General features: G+C 64.1%; 22 protein-coding genes and 1 pseudogene. 20 read left to right on the top strand and 3 right to left on the bottom strand.

All coding sequences use genetic code 11. From position 1 onward, the window contains the following. Positions 1-178: 178 nt before the first annotated feature. The 7 genes from QD336_RS03155 to QD336_RS03125 all read left to right on the top strand — a co-directional run bounded on the left by QD336_RS03155 (position 179) and on the right by QD336_RS03125 (position 5268). Complete coding sequence (locus QD336_RS03155) at positions 179-1345, top strand: phage portal protein (protein ID WP_499169314.1); 1167 nt, start codon at positions 179-181, stop codon at positions 1343-1345. A 198-nt stretch (positions 1346-1543) separates the two neighbouring features. Then, positions 1544-1864, top strand: coding sequence for a DUF6107 family protein (locus tag QD336_RS03150; RefSeq protein WP_092769526.1), 321 nt, complete (start codon positions 1544-1546; stop codon positions 1862-1864). A gap of 40 nt (positions 1865-1904) precedes the next feature. Next, positions 1905-2477, top strand: coding sequence for an HK97 family phage prohead protease (locus QD336_RS03145; protein WP_499169312.1), 573 nt, complete (start codon positions 1905-1907; stop codon positions 2475-2477). Between the two features lie 31 nt (positions 2478-2508). Then, entirely contained in the window at positions 2509-3777 is a 1269-nt protein-coding gene (locus tag QD336_RS03140; RefSeq protein WP_499169311.1) for a phage major capsid protein, read from the top strand. Between the two features lie 190 nt (positions 3778-3967). Then, complete coding sequence (locus tag QD336_RS03135) at positions 3968-4537, top strand: head-tail connector protein (protein ID WP_499169310.1); 570 nt, start codon at positions 3968-3970, stop codon at positions 4535-4537. A gap of 3 nt (positions 4538-4540) precedes the next feature. Then, on the top strand, positions 4541-4876 hold the full coding sequence (locus QD336_RS03130) for a phage head closure protein (protein ID WP_499169308.1): 336 nt from the start codon (positions 4541-4543) through the stop codon (positions 4874-4876). After that, the gene (locus tag QD336_RS03125) at positions 4873-5268 is read left to right on the top strand and encodes a DUF3168 domain-containing protein (RefSeq protein WP_499169306.1); all 396 of its coding nucleotides are present in this window, start codon (positions 4873-4875) and stop codon (positions 5266-5268) included. The genes QD336_RS03130 and QD336_RS03125 overlap by 4 nt, the downstream gene beginning before the upstream one ends. Positions 5269-5275: 7 nt before the next feature. On the opposite strand, the gene QD336_RS03120 is transcribed toward QD336_RS03125, so the two are convergent. Further along, positions 5276-6475, bottom strand: a complete 1200-nt coding sequence (locus tag QD336_RS03120; protein ID WP_499169305.1) for an MFS transporter — start codon at positions 6473-6475, stop codon at positions 5276-5278. 88 nt (positions 6476-6563) lie between these two features. On the opposite strand from QD336_RS03120, the gene QD336_RS03115 reads away from it, so the two are divergent. Genes QD336_RS03115 through QD336_RS03105 form a run of 3 tightly spaced genes read left to right on the top strand, consistent with a single transcriptional unit; the run spans position 6564 to position 7536 of the window. Then, a complete protein-coding gene (locus QD336_RS03115) occupies positions 6564-6971 on the top strand; it encodes a phage major tail protein, TP901-1 family (RefSeq protein WP_269344234.1) in 408 nt (135 codons plus the stop codon). Beyond that, positions 6971-7330, top strand: a complete 360-nt coding sequence (locus tag QD336_RS03110) for a gene transfer agent family protein (protein WP_499169304.1) — start codon at positions 6971-6973, stop codon at positions 7328-7330. Before QD336_RS03115 ends, QD336_RS03110 begins: the two co-directional genes overlap by 1 nt. Beyond that, on the top strand, positions 7327-7536 hold the full coding sequence (locus tag QD336_RS03105; protein WP_269344232.1) for a rcc01693 family protein: 210 nt from the start codon (positions 7327-7329) through the stop codon (positions 7534-7536). Before QD336_RS03110 ends, QD336_RS03105 begins: the two co-directional genes overlap by 4 nt. A 5-nt stretch (positions 7537-7541) precedes the next feature. Here the strand turns inward: QD336_RS03105 and QD336_RS03100 are convergent, their stop codons facing one another. Together QD336_RS03100 and QD336_RS03095 are read right to left on the bottom strand one after the other, a co-directional pair. After that, on the bottom strand, positions 7542-7946 hold the full coding sequence (locus tag QD336_RS03100; protein WP_499169302.1) for a DUF2442 domain-containing protein: 405 nt from the start codon (positions 7944-7946) through the stop codon (positions 7542-7544). Beyond that, positions 7939-8166, bottom strand: coding sequence for a DUF4160 domain-containing protein (locus tag QD336_RS03095; protein WP_269344230.1), 228 nt, complete (start codon positions 8164-8166; stop codon positions 7939-7941). Before QD336_RS03095 ends, QD336_RS03100 begins: the two co-directional genes overlap by 8 nt. Positions 8167-8280: 114 nt before the next feature. On the opposite strand from QD336_RS03095, the gene QD336_RS03090 reads away from it, so the two are divergent. The 10 genes and pseudogenes from QD336_RS03090 (at position 8281) to QD336_RS03045 (ending at position 18238) form a co-directional block, all read left to right on the top strand. Further along, on the top strand, positions 8281-8862 hold the full coding sequence (locus QD336_RS03090; RefSeq protein ID WP_499169301.1) for a phage tail tape measure protein: 582 nt from the start codon (positions 8281-8283) through the stop codon (positions 8860-8862). A gap of 210 nt (positions 8863-9072) precedes the next feature. Next, positions 9073-9711, top strand: a complete 639-nt coding sequence (locus QD336_RS03085; protein ID WP_499169299.1) for a phage distal tail protein, Rcc01695 family — start codon at positions 9073-9075, stop codon at positions 9709-9711. Next, positions 9708-10563 (top strand): annotated as a pseudogene (locus QD336_RS03080) (phage/gene transfer agent baseplate hub protein). The gene QD336_RS03085 and the pseudogene QD336_RS03080 overlap by 4 nt, the downstream one beginning before the upstream one ends. Then, positions 10560-10994 carry a C40 family peptidase gene (locus QD336_RS03075; RefSeq protein ID WP_499169297.1) on the top strand — a complete coding sequence of 145 codons (435 nt, stop codon included), beginning with the start codon at positions 10560-10562 and terminating at the stop codon, positions 10992-10994. Before QD336_RS03080 ends, QD336_RS03075 begins: the two are co-directional and overlap by 4 nt. A 17-nt stretch (positions 10995-11011) precedes the next feature. Beyond that, the gene (locus QD336_RS03070) at positions 11012-14812 is read left to right on the top strand and encodes a baseplate multidomain protein megatron (protein WP_499169296.1); all 3801 of its coding nucleotides are present in this window, start codon (positions 11012-11014) and stop codon (positions 14810-14812) included. 34 nt (positions 14813-14846) lie between these two features. Further along, a complete protein-coding gene (locus tag QD336_RS03065) occupies positions 14847-15053 on the top strand; it encodes a hypothetical protein (RefSeq protein ID WP_499169294.1) in 207 nt (68 codons plus the stop codon). A gap of 139 nt (positions 15054-15192) precedes the next feature. Further along, positions 15193-15447: a hypothetical protein gene (locus tag QD336_RS03060; protein WP_003497070.1), complete on the top strand. Its 255-nt coding sequence runs from the start codon at positions 15193-15195 to the stop codon at positions 15445-15447. 93 nt (positions 15448-15540) lie between these two features. Beyond that, entirely contained in the window at positions 15541-16212 is a 672-nt protein-coding gene (locus QD336_RS03055; RefSeq protein WP_003509815.1) for a response regulator transcription factor, read from the top strand. After that, positions 16202-17602 (top strand): ATP-binding protein, encoded by a 1401-nt coding sequence (locus tag QD336_RS03050; protein WP_269344223.1) that lies wholly within the window; start codon positions 16202-16204, stop codon positions 17600-17602. The genes QD336_RS03055 and QD336_RS03050 overlap by 11 nt, the downstream gene beginning before the upstream one ends. A gap of 207 nt (positions 17603-17809) precedes the next feature. Beyond that, complete coding sequence (locus QD336_RS03045; protein WP_269344451.1) at positions 17810-18238, top strand: RT0821/Lpp0805 family surface protein; 429 nt, start codon at positions 17810-17812, stop codon at positions 18236-18238. Positions 18239-18378: the final 140 nt, after the last annotated feature.

Here is an 18378-nt window from a genome sequence, read left to right as displayed (position 1 = left end):
CTGACAACGGGCGCAAACTTTCCTCCGTCATGCCGGACTAGATCCGGCATCCAGCCGACGAGCGTCTGCGCGGCGGGAAGAGCCTTTTCAGCCCAAGGACTTGGGCTGGCTGGACCCCGGATCCGGTCCGGGGTGACGGCATAGGGGCGCTGTAAGCCATCACAACAAGGACAACTCCATGCGATTTCCTTTCTCCCTGCCGCGGCGGCGCCCGGCGGATGGCAAAGCCGTGCCTGAAAGCCGGAAGATGGCCGAGGGCTTTGTGGCGGTGGCGGTGCAGGGCGGGCAGGCCTTCTGGTCCGGCCGTTCCTATGCCGCCCTTGCCCGCGAAGGCTTCATGAAAAACCCGGTCGCCCACCGCGCCGCCCGCATGGTGGCGGAGGCGTCCGCCTCCATGAGCTGGCTGATTTATGACGGCGATGAGGAACTGGTCGATCACCCGCTCCTGGCACTGCTGTCGCAGCCGAGCGCCCATATGGGCGGGCCGGATTTTTTCGAGGCGCTTTATGGCCATCTCATGCTGGCCGGAAACGCTTATATCGAACCGCTAACGGTCGGCGGGCGGTTGCGCGAGCTGCATCTTCTGAGGCCCGACCGGGTGAGCATCGTCGAGGGGCCGGATGGCTGGCCGGTGGCTTATGAATACCGCGCCGAGGGCCGCGCCGCCCGCCGCATCGCCGCCGAGCGGGATGGGCTGGCGCTTCTGCATCTGAAGCTCTTCCATCCGCTGGACGACCGGGTGGGTTTTGCGCCGCTCGCCTCCGCCGGTGCGGCGCTCGATCTTCACAATGCGGCCAGCCATTGGAACAAGCGCCTGCTCGACAATTCCGCCCGGCCTTCCGGTGCGCTGGTCTATCAGCCGAAGGAGGGTGGCAATCTCTCCACCGAGCAATATGAGCGGCTGAAGCGTGAGCTGGAGGAGGGCTATCAGGGAGCGATGAATGCCGGCCGACCGCTGCTTCTGGAGGGCGGGCTGGACTGGAAGGCCATGGGTCTTTCGCCGCGCGACATGGATTTTCTGGAGGCACGCAACGGTGCGGCGCGCGATATCGCGCTCTCGCTCGGCGTGCCGCCGATGCTGATCGGCATTCCCGGCGACAATACCTACGCCAATTACCAGGAGGCGAACCGCGCCTTTTATCGCCTCACTGTGCTGCCGCTCGTTTATCGCACGGCGGCAAGGCTCTGCGGCTGGCTGGCACCGGTTTTCGGCGCTGGCTTGAGGCTCGAGCCCGATCTCGACAGGATCGCCGGGCTTGCCGGCGAACGGGATGCGCTCTGGACACGCATTGGTGCGGCATCCTTCCTGAGCGACGAGGAAAAACGCGAAGCCGTCGGTTACTGAGCGGCCGAAACCACGTTCTGGAAGTGTGTGATGTTCAGCTGAATCATTTTCTGAAGAAGCGGACTCTCTCTGTGAGCTCTTCCGCCCAAGCGATTCCGAAGATTCGTAAAATCACAGAAGCGCAGGCGCGCAAAAAGCGCCTGCGGGCGGCGCGATGCGTTCGCCCGATTGCAACATCCTAAACGGGAATGATTACCCATGTCTGAATTCGCCAATGAGGCCGGTATCTGGGCCGCCCGCATCACCGGCGCCGTGGCGGGCGCGGGTGTGTCACTCGTTTACCTGCTGCCGAAAAGCAAACGCGAGGCGGCGAGCCGTTTCGTCACCGGCGTTTCCTGCGGCATGATCTTCGGCGGGCCGATCGGCCTGTGGATCGTGCAGCAGCTCGATATTGCCGGGGCACTTTCGGGCCGGGAAATCATGGTGGCCGGCTCGGCCGCCGCCAGCATGGGCGCCTGGTGGGGGCTGGGTGTTCTGGTGCGCATCGCCGACCGATACGGCACGCGCCCGCGCGCCTGACAGGCACCGCCCTTTCCCCTTCATATCGCAGGAGTTTTTCATGCACGTTTATCGCGGGCCGCGTCCCGCCACGCGCAAATTCGCCAATCTGGAGCTGCGCGGCATTACCAGCGACGGCACGTTTTCCGGTTATGCCAGCGTCTTCGGCGAGGTCGATCTCGGCAAGGATGTGATCGAGCGCGGGGCTTTCCGCCGCTCCATCGAGGAGCGCGGTGCGGGCGGTATCCGCATGCTTTACCAGCATGATCCGGCCGAGCCGATCGGCGCATGGCGCACCATCCGTGAGGACGAGCGCGGTCTTTACGTCGAAGGCATCCTCGCGCCCGGCGTCGCCCGTTCCCGCGAGGTGCATTCGCTGATGAAGACCGGCGCGTTGGACGGGCTGTCGATCGGCTTTCGCACCGTTCGCTCCGGCAAGGCGGCAAGCTCGGGCGTTCGGCGCATTCTGGAAGCCGATCTGTGGGAAATCTCGGTCGTGACCTTCCCGATGCTGCCCTCGGCCCGCGTCTCCGACGTCAAACACGCCCGCTTCTTCCGCGACCGCGAGACCGAACTGGTGCGAACCATGCGCCGCGCCGCCCGCTTGCTGTTCGACAACACCTTCAAGCGCTGACCCTCAGGCATCCAAGAACAAGGAAACCGACATGACAGACCAGATGACGAAACCGGCCCCGATGACCGTCGCCCCGCAGGTGAAGGCCGTGCCCGATACGGTGACAGCCGCCTTCGATGACTTCATGGAAGCCTTCGAAGCCTTCCGCGAAACCAACGACCAGCGTCTTGCCGATATCGAACGCAAGATGGGGGCAGATGTCGTGACCCGCGACAAGCTCGACCGCATCGACAAGGCGCTCGACAACAACCGCAGGATCATGGACGATCTGGCGCTCAAGAAGGCGCGACCCGCGCTTGGCCGCAAGGATGCGCTTTCCCACGATGCCGAGGAGCACAAGGCGGCTTTCGAGGCCTATATCCGCCGGGGTGAGGAGGGCGCGCTGCGCGATCTGGAGGCCAAGGCCTTTGCCGGTTCGACCGGGGCCGATGGCGGTTTTCTGCTGCCGAGCGAGACGGATGGCGAGATCGGCCGGCGCATGACGGCGATTTCGCCAATCCGGGCGCTGGCGACCGTGCGGCAGGTTTCCGCCGCCGTGCTGAAGAAACCCTTCGCGCCCGGCGGGATGACKACCGGCTGGGTCTCCGAAACGGCGGCACGCCCGCAGACGGCAACGCCGCAGCTTGCCGAACTGTCCTTCCCGACGATGGAGCTTTATGCCATGCCGGCGGCGACCCAGGGGCTGCTGGATGATGCGGCGGTCGATATCGAAGCCTGGATTGCCTCGGAGGTGGACATCGCATTTGCCGAACAGGAGGCCGCCGCCTTCATCGCCGGTGATGGCGTCAACAAGCCCAAGGGTTTTCTCTCCTATACCACCGTCGCCAATGATGGCTGGAGCTGGGGCAATATCGGTTATGTCGCGACCGGCGTTTCGGCCGGTTTCGCCTCCTCTGGTCCGATGGATGTGCTACTCGATGCCGTTTACGCGCTGAAGGCCGGCCATCGCCAGAACGGCACTTTCCTGATGAACCGAAAGACGCAAGGGGCGCTGCGCCGCTTCAAGGATACCAGCGGCGCCTATCTCTGGCACCCGCCAGCCGTCGCAGGCCAGCCGGCCTCGCTGATGGGCTTTCCGGTGACGGAGGCGGAGGACATGCCGAATGTGGCGGCCAACAGCTTCGCCATCGCCTTTGGCGATTTCCGCGCCGGTTACCTCGTCGTCGACCGTACCGGCGTGCGCATCCTGCGCGATCCCTATTCGGCCAAACCCTATGTGCTGTTCTACACCACCAAACGTGTGGGTGGCGGCGTGCAGAGTTTCGAGGCGATCAAGCTGGTGAAATTCGGGGTGAATTGATAGCCGCAGTATTGGCCTTTTCTTCTCCCCGTCGGGGAAAAGATGTCCCGAAGGGACAGATGAGGCGGCAACCTTGCCAGATGTCGGAGAGCTTGCCCCTCAACCCGCTGCCGCGACCTTCTCCCCGGCGGGGAGAGGGCGAAAGACGCACCTACTCGCCCACTCGACTACCTTCTTCTCCGGAGACCCCATGACCTATGCCCTCATTCATCCGCCACAGGCGGAGCCGCTGACGCTTGCCGAGGTCAAGGCGCATCTGCGTCTCGACGGTAGCGACGAGGACGCGCTGCTTGCCGCGCTGCTGCGCACTGCCCGCGAGCATCTGGAACGCGCGACCGGGCTTTGCCTCATCCGCCAGACCTGGCGGCTTTATCTCGACCGGTGGCCTGAGAAGGGCGTGATTCTGATTGGCAAGGGACCGGTGCAAGCCATCGAAACGATTCTGGTTTTTGATGGTGAAGGCCGCACGGCGGACATTACCGGCGCCGACAGATTGCTCGACGGCACGGCGCGCCCGGCACGGCTGTGGCTGCGTGACCCGCCGAGCCCGGGGCGGGCGATGAACGGCATCGAGATCGATTTCATCGCCGGTTACGGCGAGGCCGGCACCGAGGTGCCCGACACGCTGAAACGCGCCATGCTGATGCATGTGGCGCAGATGTTCGCCTTTCGCGGTGCGGTTGCCCCGGAAAACCAGCCTGTGGCGGTTCCTGCCGGTTACGAGCGGCTGGTGGCTCCTTTCTGCCGCCTGGGGCTTTGAGCCATGAACCTCGTTTTTCTCGACCCTGGCAAGCTGACGGCGCGGCTGGAGCTGGGGCTGTGCACAGAAACACCGGACGGGCAGGGCGGTGCGACGGAAGGCTGGACTGTGCTGCGGTCGCTCTGGGCGGCCATCGAACCGGTTTCCGAGGCCTCCCACGAGCGGGCCTCGGCCGAGGGTGTGACGATCACCCACCGTATCTGGCTGGCCTTTCGCAGCGACATTACCGTCGGCATGCGCTTTCGCAAAGGCAACCGGATTCTGGCGATCCGGGCGGTGATGGATCCGGATGAGACCCGCCGCTTCATCGTCTGCCGTTGCGAGGAGGAAAGCCGATGAGCGCTGCCAACCCATTGCTGCGGGCGATTTTCACGCGGTTGACGGGCGATGCGGCGCTGACGGCGCTCATCCCCGGCGGCATGGTCGACCGGCTTCTGCCACGCGCGGTTCTGCCATGCATCGTTATCGGCGATCTTGAAAGCCGGGATTATTCGACGGCGACGGAAAAGGCCGAAGAACATTTCCTGTCACTGCAAATCTGGAGCGATGCCAATGGCCGCAAGGGCGCGGGGGAGATCGCCGCTCGAATAAAAGGCCTGCTCGATGATGCGGCTTTGCCGATGGCCGGCGTCTCTCTCGTCAATCTGCAATTTGTCTCCAGCCGCTCGCGGCGCGAGGCGAAGACCCGGAATTTTGTTACGGAGATGCGTTTCCGGGCGGTGACGGAATAGCGCTGTTTCAGAAGCCTTGTCTGCGCACGGTTCGCCACAGAGCGATCAGCAGCACAAACGAAATGCCGATCAGCACGGCGGCGATGCCAAGCATGGCCGCCACCCCGCCGCGATCCAGCGCCAGCGTGAAGATGACCGGCGCGACGGCGATGGCAAGGTTCTGCGGCAGGGAGATGCGCGCAGCCTGAAGCCCATAGTCCTCCGGCGAAAACACGGCGAGCGGCAGCACCGCCCGGCTGACGGTGAGCACGCCAGCACCGAAACCGAAAAACACGATGAAACCGATGAAGGACGGCATGGCCGGGGCAAAGCCAAGCAACAGCAGTAGCGACAGGAACAGGAGACAGAGGCCGATCGCGGCGGTGACGAAGGGGCTGCCGCGTTTTCCAAGCAGGAAATCCAGCCCGCGCGCGGTAATTGCCAGCAGGCTGCGCGCCGATGCCAGCTGCACGGCAAACGATTGCGACGCGCCCGCCTGCACCAGGAACAGCGGCAGCAGCGGCGACAGGCCGAAGGTCGTAAAGGCGCTGATCGTCGTCATGGCCGCCAGAAGCAGAAAGGCCCGGCGTGTATCGACCGGTGACGGCAAAAGGGCGTCCGCTTTCTGCCGCTTTGCCTGCGTGCTGGCCGGACGGCCGGGAAGCACGAAGAGATAGAGCGGCAGAAGGACGAAGATCTGCAGACAGGCATAGAGCAAAAGCGTGCCGCGCCAACCAAGATGCTGTTCCACAAGCGCGGTAAGGGGCAGGAAAACCGCCCCGGAAAGCCCGGTAAACAGCATCAGGAGCGCCAGCAACCGGCCACCTTCCGCACCCACGCGTTCCACCACGGCGGTATGGGCAGCCGTCGTCAAGCCGCAGGTTGCAGCCAGGCCCATCACGGCCCAGCCGAAAAGATAACTTGTGACACCGCCCGAAAAGGCGAGCACGGCAAAACCGGCGGCGAAAAGCAGCGAACCCGCCACCAGCACGGGTGCCGCGCCGCGGCGGACGAGCGTTCTTCCAAGCAGCGGGCCGCAAAATGCGCTGATCAGCATCATGATGGTGAGACCGGCAAAAACGATCTCGTTGCCGATCGCCAGTTCGCTGCCGATGCGTGGCGCCAGAATGGCCAGCATGTCGAAACCGCTGCCCCAGCTGACGATCTGCCCAAGCGCCAGCACACCGATAAGGCGCACGCGGGACGTCGTGGGGGAAGCGTCGGACATGGTGAAATCGCGGGGTGCGAGGGGCTGGAAACCATTTGGTAGCAGGCCCACCGCACCCCCGCAACAGCAATCGAGAAAGGAAAACAACATGGTGGCGCAAAAGGGCAAGGACCTGCTGCTGAAGATCGACAATGGCGGTTCCTATGAAACGGTGGCCGGCCTCCGAACCAAGCGGCTGGCCTTCAATGCGCAGGCGGTCGACGTGACGGATGCACAAAGTGCCGGCCGCTGGCGCGAGCTTCTCTCCGGCGCCGGCGTGCAGCGTGCGTCGCTGACGGCTTCCGGCATCTTCAAGGACCAGACGAGCGATGCGCTGGTGCGCGGCGCGTTTTTTGCCGGCACCATTCCGGGCTGGCAGATTGTCATTCCCGATTTCGGCACCATTGCCGGACCGTTCCAGATCGTCGCGCTCGAATATTCGGGCCGCCACGATGGCGAGGTGCAATTCGAGATCGCGCTGGAATCCGCCGGTCTCCTCACTTTCGGAGTGCTGTGATGCCTGAGCGTTTGCGTTACGGGCGGGCGAACCGCCATCGCGGTGAGATAGAGGCGCTGATCGACGGCGAAAGGCGCATCCTGTGCCTGACGCTCGGGGCTCTCGCCGAACTCGAAACCGCCTTTGCTGCCGATGATCTGACGGCGCTCGCCGAGCGTTTCGCCAGCGGCCGCATGAAGGCGGCCGACATGATCCGGGTCATCGGCGCGGGCCTGCGCGGCGCGGGCAACGTGTTTTCCGACGAGGATGTGGCGGCCGCGACGGTGGAAGGTGGCATTGCCGGCCACGCCGCGATCGTCGCCGATCTTCTGACTGCAACCTTCGGCGGCTTCAAAGGTGATGCAACGCCGGACCCTTGAGCGCCGCAGCAGGTGAGGCGACAACACGCCCCTTTCCCTGGCCGGCGGCCATCCATGCCGGCCTCTGCCTGCTGCGGCTTTCCCCTGAAATCTTCTGGCGGCTGACGCCGAGGGAGTTCTTCGCGATGACGGGCGGTAACGCCGTTCCGCGCGGCCCTGACCGTCAGGCGATGGAGGCGATGATGCGGCGGTTTCCGGATGGGTGAGGGCGTCAGGGCATCTTTCGCGGCCGGCCGCCCTTCACACCGTTGGCGCGGCTGGCAGCCGCCTTGGCCGGGGAGCGGGATTGCCCGCCCTTGCGCTGCGCTTCCATGAATGTGCGGCTGCCGAAGATGCCGTTCATCAGGCCGGCGATCGTATAGTCGATATCGAGGTTTTCCCAATGCAGGCCCGTCTCGCCGAGAAGTTCGACTTCGGCGAGCTGCTCTGCCGTGGCGTCCTGCAAGCCTTCCAGTGCCCGGGCCGGAAACATGAAGCAGGCGCCATTGGTGAAATCGACGATGACGCGCGCCGACGCCGCTTCGAAACGCACGGAGACCGGAATGGGACGCCCGGCACGTTCCTTTTGCCAGCGCTCCTTGGCGGCTGTGAGTTCGGCGTCGCTGATTTCAACCATGATATCGTCTCCAGATTTCCATAAACAGCGTCCGGTTCTCTTCGATAACGGCAACGGCGCGCCGCACATCCCGGTCCGACATGCCGCCCTGCGTGAGAACGGTGAGGCTGACGATATCGATACGGGCTTCACCCTCTCCGTAGACATGGGCATGCGGCGGCTCGTGATCAGCCGTGTAGATGACGAAACGCATGCCATGCTGGCGCAGAACGGTGACCATGAGAACCATAACCCAAGAAGTTGGGTTTTGAAAGGATTTGGGCTGAGGCAATGGATTTTTAAAAAGCTGTTTCAGCACCATGCATTCCCCAGTTGAATCAGAAAGGCAAGCGCGATGGCGGGCGAAGGATCGATTGCGGAGAACCGGGAGGAGGCGGAAGCGCTCTCCGAGGTGATGGGTGATCTCGAGAGGCGCTCGGAGCGGTTCGGGGCGGCGCTGACCTCCGCGCTCCAGGCGGCGACGACGGGTGGCAGGGGGCTCGATGATGTGTTGCGCGGGCTCGGGCAGCGGCTGTCGGGCATCGCGCTTTCGGCCGGGCTGAAACCGCTGGAGAACATGATCGGCAACGCCGTCGGCGGGTTGTTGAACGGCGGCGGTTCGCTTTTCGCCTTTGCCGATGGCGGCGTGCCGGGGCGGGGTATCACGCCTTTTGCGGAGGGCGGCGTGGTCTCCAGCCCCGCCTTCTTTCCGATGGGCGGTGGGCTTGGCCTGATGGGGGAAGCGGGGGCGGAGGCGATCCTGCCGCTGAAGCGCGGTTCGGACGGTGCTCTCGGTGTCGCGGCACCCTCGGGCGGGAGTGGGGCGCAGATCGTTTTTAACGTGACGGCCACGGATGCGGCAAGCTTCCGGAAAAGCGAAGGGCAGATTGCCGCGATGCTGGCGCGCAGCGTCGGGCGTGGCCAGCGGGGATTGTGACACAGGCGCGCGCCCATCTCCATTCCTGTGCCTGACATAGGAATCCAGCCAACCAAGTCATTGGGCTGAAAGGACTGCCTCGCCGCCCTGTGGTTAGCACAGGGATGAGGAGAGGAGAGCGAACGACGCATGGGCTCCTCCGCTCCTCCTTCTTGCCGTGCGTCGTCCTTCCCATTTCCCAACCATCAAAACGAATCCAGGAACAACCACATGGCGGCATTTCATGAAGTGCGGTTTCCGCTGCGGCTGGCGCTCGGCGTCAGCGGCGGGCCGGTGCGGCGGACTGATATCGTCAATCTTTCCAACGGCCGGGAGAATCGCAACCAGCGCTGGAGGAACGCCAGACGCGCCTATGACGCCGGCTCCGGCATCCGCTCCGTTGCCGATCTTTATGAGGCGCTGGCCTTTTTCGAGGCAAGGCGCGGGGAACTCTACGGTTTTCGCTTTCGCGATCCCGTGGATTTCAAATCCTGTGCGCCGGGAGAGACCCCCGCCGCGACCGATCAGGCGATCGGCACCGGCGACGGGGCGACGGCGGGTTTTCAACTGATGAAGACCTATGCGGATGCAGGCGGCTCGTTTTCCCGCCGCATCGACAAGCCGGTCGAAGGGTCGGTCATCGTTTCGGTCGAGGGGGTGAAGGCCACACCGTCCGATCTGTCGGTCGATCATATGACCGGCATGGTGGCATTCCGAACCGGGCGGGTGCCGCCTGCCGGTGCCGTCATTCGCGCCGGTTTTGAGTTCGACGTGCCGGTGCGCTTTGCCATCGACCGTATCGATATCAACGTGACCGCCTTTGAAGCCGGCCGCATTCCCTCCATTCCGCTGACGGAAATCCTGCCATGAAGACCATGCCCGCTGCCCTTGCCGATCATCTGAAGGGGGATGCCACGACCACCTGCCATTGCTGGCGGGTGACGCTGGCGGACGGCGTCGTGATGGGTTTTACCGACCATGACGAGGCGCTGTCCTTCGGCGGCACAGCCTTCCTTGCCGCCAGCGGATTTTCGGGGCGCGAACGCTGGCGAGGTGGCGGGCGGTTTTTCGAGCGAGGCGATTGTGGAGGACGATCTTGCCGCCGGGCGTTTCGATGGCGCGAAGGTGGAACTGTTCCTCGTCAACTGGCAGGCGCCGGACGAACATGCGCTGCTCAGCCTGCGCGAGATCGGTGAGGTGACGCGGGCGGGCGGGGCCTTCCGCGCCGAATTGCGCAGCATCGCCCACCGTCTTGGCCAGCCGCAGGGCAGGAGCTATGGGCGGCGTTGCGATGCCGCACTCGGCGACGGGCGCTGCGGCGTTGATCTTGCGCGGTTTGCCGGGCATGGCAGCGTGGCGGCGGTGGATGTTTCAGGCAAGCTGCTGGTCGCCAGGCTCGATGCTTTTGCCGAGGGTTTCTTTAACCGGGGCAAACTCAGATTTTTGACCGGCAGCCTCGCTGGCAAGGCTTTCGACCTTGACGGCCATGAGCGGCGTGATGGCGACGTGCTTCTTTCCTTCTGGCTGGCGCCGGACCGGATGCCATCGCCGGGCGATCGTTTTTCGGTGACCGCCGGCTGCGACAAGAGTTTTGCCACCTGCCGGGCGAAATTCGCCAATCATCTGAATTTCAGGGGCTTTCCGCATCTGCCGGGGGCGGATTTCGCCTATTCCTATGCAAACGGCGGTCAGAGCCATGACGGCGGAGCGCTGTTTCTATGATCGATACGGCAGAAAGAGTGCTGGCGCTGGCCGAAAGCTGGATCGGCACGCCCTACAGGCACCAGGCCTCGTTGCAGGGTGTCGGCTGCGACTGCCTCGGCCTGATCCGCGGCGTCTGGCGCGGGCTTTACGGGCACGAACCGGAATTGCTGCCACCCTATGCGCCGGACTGGGCCGAACGCGGCGGCGAAGACCGGCTGATGGCGGCGGCGAAACGCCATTTCACAGTACTTGCGGGCATATCGGAGGCGCGGCCGGGAGATCTGCTGCTGTTTCGCTGGCGGGCCGATGCGGCGGCAAAACATCTCGGCATCCTCGCCGGGCCAGAGCATTTCATCCACGCCTATGAACAGGCGGCGGTGGTGCGGTCGGCTCTCGTGCCGGGCTGGAAGCGGCGTATTGCCGGTGCCTTCCGTTTTCCTGATCCCTGAAATTTTTCGAGGCAAACATGGCGACAATCGTTTTTCAGGCGGCGGGTGCGGCGCTCGGCGGCATTTTTGGCCCCGTTGGCGCCATCATCGGCCGGGCGGCCGGCGCACTGGCAGGAAATGCCGTCGACCGCGCACTGCTTTCGAACGGCCGGACGGTGTCCGGCAGGCGTCTTTCGACGGCGCGTATTCCCGGTGCGGATGAGGGGGCCGCGATCAACCGGCTCTATGGCACGGCAAGGATCGGCGGCACGCTGATCTGGGCGACGCGTTTCGAGGAAAACGTCGAGGTTGAGCGGCGTGGCGGCAAGGGCAATCGCGGCCCGAAGGTGGAGAGCTTCCGTTATTTCGCCAATCTCGCCGTGGGCCTGTGCGAGGGTGAGGCAGCCATGGTGCGGCGCGTCTGGGCCGATGGGCGCGAAATCGACCTCACCGGCGTAGAGATGCGTTTTTACCCCGGCAGCGAAACGCAATTGCCCGATCCGCTGATCGAGGCGAAGCAGGGGACCGGCAACGCGCCGGCCTTTCGCGGACTTGCCTATGTGGTCTTCGAACGTCTGCCGCTCGAGAGCTATGGCAACCGCATTCCGCTGATGCAGTTCGAGGTCGTGCGGCCGGTTGGAACGCTCGAACGCCAGATCCGCGCCATCACCGTCATTCCGGGCGCGACCGAACACGGTTATGCCACCACGCAGGTCAGCGAACGCACGGGTATCGGCCAGAGCCGCATCATGAACCGCAATAATCTGACCGCCGGGACCGACTGGCAGGCGGCGATCGACGATTTGCAGGCGCTTTGCCCCAATCTCGAAAGCGTTGCGCTGGTGGTGAGCTGGTTCGGCACGGATATGCGGGCGGGAGAATGCCGCATCCTGCCCGGCGTGGAAGTGGCGGACCGAGATGGGGAAACGACGCCATGGTCCGTCGCCGGCCTTTCGCGCGGGGAGGCGCATCTGGTCAGCCACCATGGCGGCGGCCCCGCCTATGGTGGCACACCGGATGATGACAGCGTGTTGCAGGCCATTGCCGATCTCAAGGCCCGGGGCCTGCGGGTCTGCCTTTATCCTTTCGTGATGATGGATGTGCCCGCCGGCAACGGCCTGCCGGATCCCTATGGCGATGGCGAGCAGGCCGCCTATGGCTGGCGCGGCCGCATCACCTGTTTTCCCGCACCCGGCAGGGCCGGCTCCCCGGATCGCAGCGCTGCTGCACGGGCACAGGTTTCAGCCTTCTGCAACCGCGAGGATGGTTACCGCCGCATGGTGCTGCATTATGCGGGGCTGGCGGCCAAGGCGGGCGGGGTGGATGCTTTCCTGATCGGCTCGGAACTGCGCGGGCTCACCGCACTCCGCGGCCAGAACGATGCCTTTCCTTTCGTCGAGGAGCTGGTGCGGCTGGCGGGCGATGTGCGCGGCATCGTGGGGCCAGCGACGAAGCTCACCTATGCGGCGGACTGGAGCGAATATTTCGGCCACCAGCCGGCGGACGGTTCAGGCGACGTGTTCTTCCACCTCGATCCGCTCTGGGCGAGCCCTGATATCGACGCCATCGGCATCGACAATTACATGCCGCTTTCCGACTGGCGTGACGAGGATGCCACCAACGGCAATCCCGATGGCATGAGCGGCCCGGACGATGCCAGCGCCTTCAGCTACGCCATCACGGCGGGCGAGGGTTTCGACTGGTATTATGCCAGCGATGCCGACCGCGCGGCGCGGCGGCGCATGCCTATAACGGACGGGCTGACGGGCAAGCCATGGATGTTCCGTTACAAGGACCTTCGCAGCTGGTGGGGCAACCTGCATTACGACCGAGTGCGCGGCGTGGAAAATTCCGCGCCGACCGCATGGGTGCCGGGCGCAAAACACATCTGGTTTACCGAACTCGGCTGCCCGGCGGTGGACAAGAGTGCGACGCGGCCCAACGTCTTTCCCGATCCGAAATCGGCGGAAAACGCCTTTCCCCATTTTTCTCGCCGCAACCGCGCCGACAGCCAGCAGCGGCGGTTTCTGGAAGCCCACCTCGACCACTGGGGTGAGGGGGAGGCGGCGATGGTGGATAAAGACCGGGTCTATCTCTGGACGTGGGATGCGCGGCCTTTCCCCGCCTTTCCGCAGAATGGCGCGGTTTGGAGCGATGGCGCCAACTGGCGCACCGGCCACTGGCTGAACGGGAGGCTGGGAACGGCCACTCTTGCCGACACCATCGCCGCCATACTGACGGATCAAGGTTTTTCCGCCTTCGACGTCTCGGCCGTCAGCGGCGATCTGACCGGTTATGTGCAGGGCGACATAACCTCGGCCCGCAACCTGCTGGAGCCGCTGATGGCGGCGTTCCAGGTGGATGTGGCGGAGGAGGGAGGTATGTTGCGTTTCCGCTCCCGCAATACGGCATCTATGCCCGTCCGCGATATCGCCGTGCTGGCCGATCTGGAGGGCGAGCCGCTCTGGTCTGAAAATCGCGGCCATGACAGTGATTTCGCAGCAGAAGCCGTGCTGTCCTCGTTCAATCCGGCGCTCGACTACGAGCAGGCGAGCGCGCGTTCCCGCCGCATCGACAATGCCGGCAGCCGGGTGATGCGGCTCGATCTTAACGCCGCTTTGCCAGCGGAAACGGCGGAAGTAGCCGTGGAAGCGCTGTTGCGCGACAACCGTCAGGCCCGGCGCAGCCTGCGCTTCGCCCTGCCGCCATCCGATATCACGCTTGAACCCGGCGATTGCATCCGCCTGCCGGAGGGTGTCTTTCCGCAGGCGCCGGCCGGGCGGTTTCTGGTCAGCCGCATCGAGGATGGCGCGGTGCGGCAGGTGGAGGCGCGGGCTTTTTCGCCGGCCTTTTCAGCCGTCGCCAACGGCACGGAGGAGCGGCGCAGCGTCGGCGCAAGCGGTGCCGAAGGTTTCGCCCCGGAGGTGCTGTTTCTCGATCTGCCATATCACGATGGCGCCACGCCGGAAGAATCAGCACGGATTGCCGCCCTTGCAAGGCCCTGGCGGCCCATCGTCGTTTCTTCATCGCCCGGCACGGAAGGGTATCGCCAGCGCGTGCTGCTCGACCGGCGCGCGACGATCGGCGCGCTGGCACAACCGCTGACGCCCGGACCCTCCGGCCGTTTCGACCGCAAGAACACCATACTGATCGATCTTCCCGCCGGTGAAGTGTCATCGGCCGCAGAGCTTTCGGTGCTGAACGGCGAGAACCGTCTCGCCATCAAGGCTGCAAACGGCGTTTGGGAGATCGTCGCCTTCGCGAAAGCCGAAGAAATCGCACACTCGCGCTGGCAGCTCTCCGCGCTCTTGCGGGGTCTCGCCGGTACGGAGGATGCGCTTGCCGCAGGCGCGCCGAAAGGGGCTCCGGTGGTGGTTCTCGATGCGGCGGTGCAGCCGCTCGGTCTTGCCGCAAACGAGCGCGGGCGACGCCTGAACTGGATTGCGGAAGCGGCGGGCATGGCGGGCGCATCGGCCGGGCCCTTTGCCTTTGAGGGTGGCGTGCGGGCGCAGACGCCGCTTGCGCCGGTGCATCTTTCCGGCGAGCGCAGGAGGGACGGCATTCTCCTCAAGTGGAAGCGTCGCGGCCGAGTGGAGGCCGATGGCTGGGATGCGAGCGACATCCCGCTGGAGGAGCCCTTCGAGCTTTACCGCGTCGAGGTGCTGGACGGCGAAACCGTGCGGCGCAAGGTGGAGGTTGCAGAACCCTTCTGGTTTTACCCGGCCGCAGATGAACTCACAGATTTCCCGGTCCTGCGGGATCACATTTCCGTGCGTGTCCGCCAGCTTGGCCGCGCGGTGCCCTCGGGGGTGGTGGCGCAGGCCCTTCTCCCGCTCTGACATGTGCCTGAAAAACAACGCAAAGGACGAGATTATGGACAGTACCAAGGCATGGTATCAATCCCGCACGATCTGGGGCGCGCTGATTGCGGTTTTTGCTCCGCTTTTCAGCATTGCCGGTTTCGATCTGCCCGCCGGCGTGCAGGGCGAACTCGCCGAAGGGCTGGTGACGGTCGCGGGCGGAATCGGCGGCCTGATCGCACTTTACGGCCGCCTTTCAGCGACCCGCGCCATCCGCTGACGCCGCCCGCAAACACGCCGTTCCCGCCATGCAACGCTGCGGCGGGGGGCGGCATTCATTTGCCATTCAGACGCTTTGCGCTACATATTCGGTCACGATAGGGTTCGAGACGCACCCGGTTCTTGTGGAAGTTTGTAGAATGGCATCACCTCTCATCATCGCGACGCTTGCAGCCGGGCTTTCCGGTTTCACGGCGCCCGAGGCTGATCTGCAGGGCCACTACATTCTGGCTGCCAGCGATTGCGGCGCAGCCGTGGCCCGCGTGGTGCGTGAAACCGGCGGCCAGCTGCTTTCAGTCTATCCTTCCGGCGACGGTCAGTCCTGTGTCGTCACCGTTCTCGTCCAGGGCAATGGCGAGCGCCCGCGCAAGGTAACGATGCGCGTGCCGATGTAGCTTGCCCGCATCGCCGAAATATCGGAAAACAATCCGACACATTTAGCATGACCGGCCACGCGCGCGGGCCGGGACGTAAGGAAAGGGCGGACAATGCGTATTCTCGTTGTTGAGGACGATGCCAATCTCAATCGTCAGCTGACCGATGCTCTCAAAGAGGCCGGTTATGTCGTCGATCAGGCATTCGACGGCGAGGAGGGGCATTATCTCGGCGATACCGAGCCCTATGACGCCATCGTCCTCGATATCGGCCTGCCGCAGCTTGACGGTATTACCGTCGTTGAAAAATGGCGCGCGGCCGGCAAGGCCATGCCGGTGCTCATCCTCACCGCCCGCGACCGCTGGAGCGACAAGGTGGCCGGCATCGACGCCGGTGCCGACGACTATGTGACCAAGCCTTTCCATGTCGAAGAAGTGCTTGCCCGCGTGCGCGCGCTCATCCGCCGCGCCGCCGGCCATGCTTCTTCCGAACTTGTCTGCGGCCCGGTCCGGCTCGACACCAAATCCTCCAAGGCGACCGTTAACGGCACGACGCTGAAGCTCACCTCGCACGAGTTCCGGCTCCTGTCCTATCTCATGCACCACATGGGCGAGGTCGTTTCGCGCACGGAGCTGGTCGAACACATGTACGATCAGGATTTTGACCGCGATTCCAATACGATCGAGGTGTTTGTCGGACGTCTGCGCAAGAAGCTCGGGGTTGATCTGATCGAGACGATCCGTGGTCTCGGTTACCGGATGCAAGCGCCGGCAGATGCGAAGTAATTCCCTCACCGCCCGCGTTCTGCTGCTCGCCTCGCTCTGGTCGGTGCTGGCGCTGGTGGTGATCGCCGTCGTGATCTCGACGCTGTACCGGCAGGGCGTTGAGCGCAGCTTCACCGATCTTCTGAGGGCGCAGCTCTATAACGTCATCAACTCGGTGACGATTTCTAACGAGAATACGCTGGCCGGCAGCCCGCAGCTCGGCGATCTCCGCTTCTCGCAGCCCGATACCGGCTGGTACTGGGTTGTCGAGCCGCTCGGCAATTTCCAGACCGCGCCGCTGGTTTCTTCCTCGCTCGGCGTATCTACGCTGCCGGTGCCGAGCATTCTCGATGCGCCCTTCGACAACAGATATGAGCGTTTTTATGCCGTGACCGATGAGGCCGGCAACAAGGTGCGCGTGGCGGAAACGGAAGTCGTGCTGGATGGCGAAGGCCGTGCCGCGCGGTTTCGTGTTTCCGGCAACCTGAACGTCGTGGAAGACGATGTGCGCGATTTCTCCAATAGCCTTTATCTGGCGCTGGCCGTCTTCGGTGTCGGCAGTCTGGTCGTCAACGGCCTCGCCATTCTCTACAGTCTCAGGCCGCTCGATCAGGCACGCGTGGCGCTTGGCAAGATCAGGGGCGGGGAGGCGGAAAGCCTCGAAGGCGAATTCCCGCGCGAAATCCAGCCGCTGGCCAATGAGGTCAATGCGCTGATCGACAGCAACCGCCGCCTCGTGGAGCGTGCCCGCATGCAGGTGGGTAATCTCGCCCATTCGCTGAAGACGCCGATTGCCGTTCTTCTGAACGAGGCACGCACGCTGGAGCCACAGCATGGCGATCTGGTAAGGGCGCAGGCGGATGCCATGCAGGCGCAGGTGCAATCCTATCTCTCGCGGGCCCGCATCGCCGCCCAGCGCGGCTCGATCCTCGCCCGTGTGGAAGCGGAACCGGCGCTGGAACGGCTGGTGCGGGTGATGCGCCGCCTGAACCCGGAGAAGCAGTTCGTGCTGAATTTCGAGCAGCCGGGCGCGGTGCTCGGCATGGAACAGCAGGATCTCGAAGAGGTCGTCGGCAATCTTCTCGAAAATGCCGCGCGTTTTGCGCAGACACGCGTGGTCATCACGCTTGCCGCCGGCACGCACCCGTCTTCCGACGCGGAAATGGCACGTCGCTCCTGGGTGGAGCTGACGGTGGAAGACGATGGTCCGGGGCTGGAACCGGAACAGATCAGCGAAGCGATGAAACGCGGCCGCCGGCTGGACGAGAGCCGGCCGGGCACGGGCCTCGGCCTGTCGATCGTTTCCGAGGTGGTGTCAGAGTACCATGGCCGCTTTTCGCTGTCGCGCAGCGCCATTGGTGGGCTGAAAGCCGATCTGATTTTGCCGGGCCTTTCGAAAGAGCTTGCGTGAACCGAGAAAAAAGGCAAGAAATTCAATGCCGGTACATTAGAGCATTTCCAGGGAAAGTGGACCCCGGTTTCTCGTCAGGAAATGCGCCAGAACAAAAAGCTAGAGTTTTTTCACGGTTCGAGGAACAGTGGAAATGCTCTGGGTGCAATGCGGTAGGAAAGAGGACAGGGTTTGGTTGACGTGTATGATGGCTGCCGCTCCGTGACAATGCGTTCGCTGGTGTCACGCCCGGCACTTCTCTCGATCCTGTGCGTTTCGATGCTGAGCGCCTGCACCACCACGGGCACCCGCCCGGCTGGCGGCAGCCTTTTTGGCCGTTCGGCCCAGCCTTCCACGCCTTTCCTTGCCAATCTGCAAGGCGGCATCGTCGGGAAAAGCGGCGTGGAGCTCGACAGGGGCGACCAGACCAAGGCGCTGGAGGCGGAATACAAGGCGCTGGAAACGGCGCCGGTCGGCACGCCTGTCGCCTGGACCGGTGATGACGCCAAGGGTCAGGTGGTCGCCAATGCGCCCTATCAGGTCGGTAACCAGAACTGCCGGCAATATTCGCACAGCCTCACCGTCGATGGACGCGAAATCAAGGTGCGCGGCGCGGCCTGCCGCAATGATGATGGAAGCTGGTCTCCGCTGATCTGATCAGTTTGACGTAAATCAAGGTCATGGGCCTTCCGCGGTGACAAGAAGAGGCACTGCGGAACAGCGAAACGGGATCTGCGGTGCGGCGTGATGTCTCAAATTCACGTCATCCCCGCGCTTCGTGTTTCCATGTGCCGCGC

Origin of the sequence: Rhizobium sp. BR 250 (assembly GCF_047445855.1) — a bacterium.
Lineage (GTDB): Bacteria > Pseudomonadota > Alphaproteobacteria > Rhizobiales > Rhizobiaceae > Agrobacterium > Agrobacterium tumefaciens_I.
This window is presented reverse-complemented; position numbering and strand designations above follow the sequence as displayed.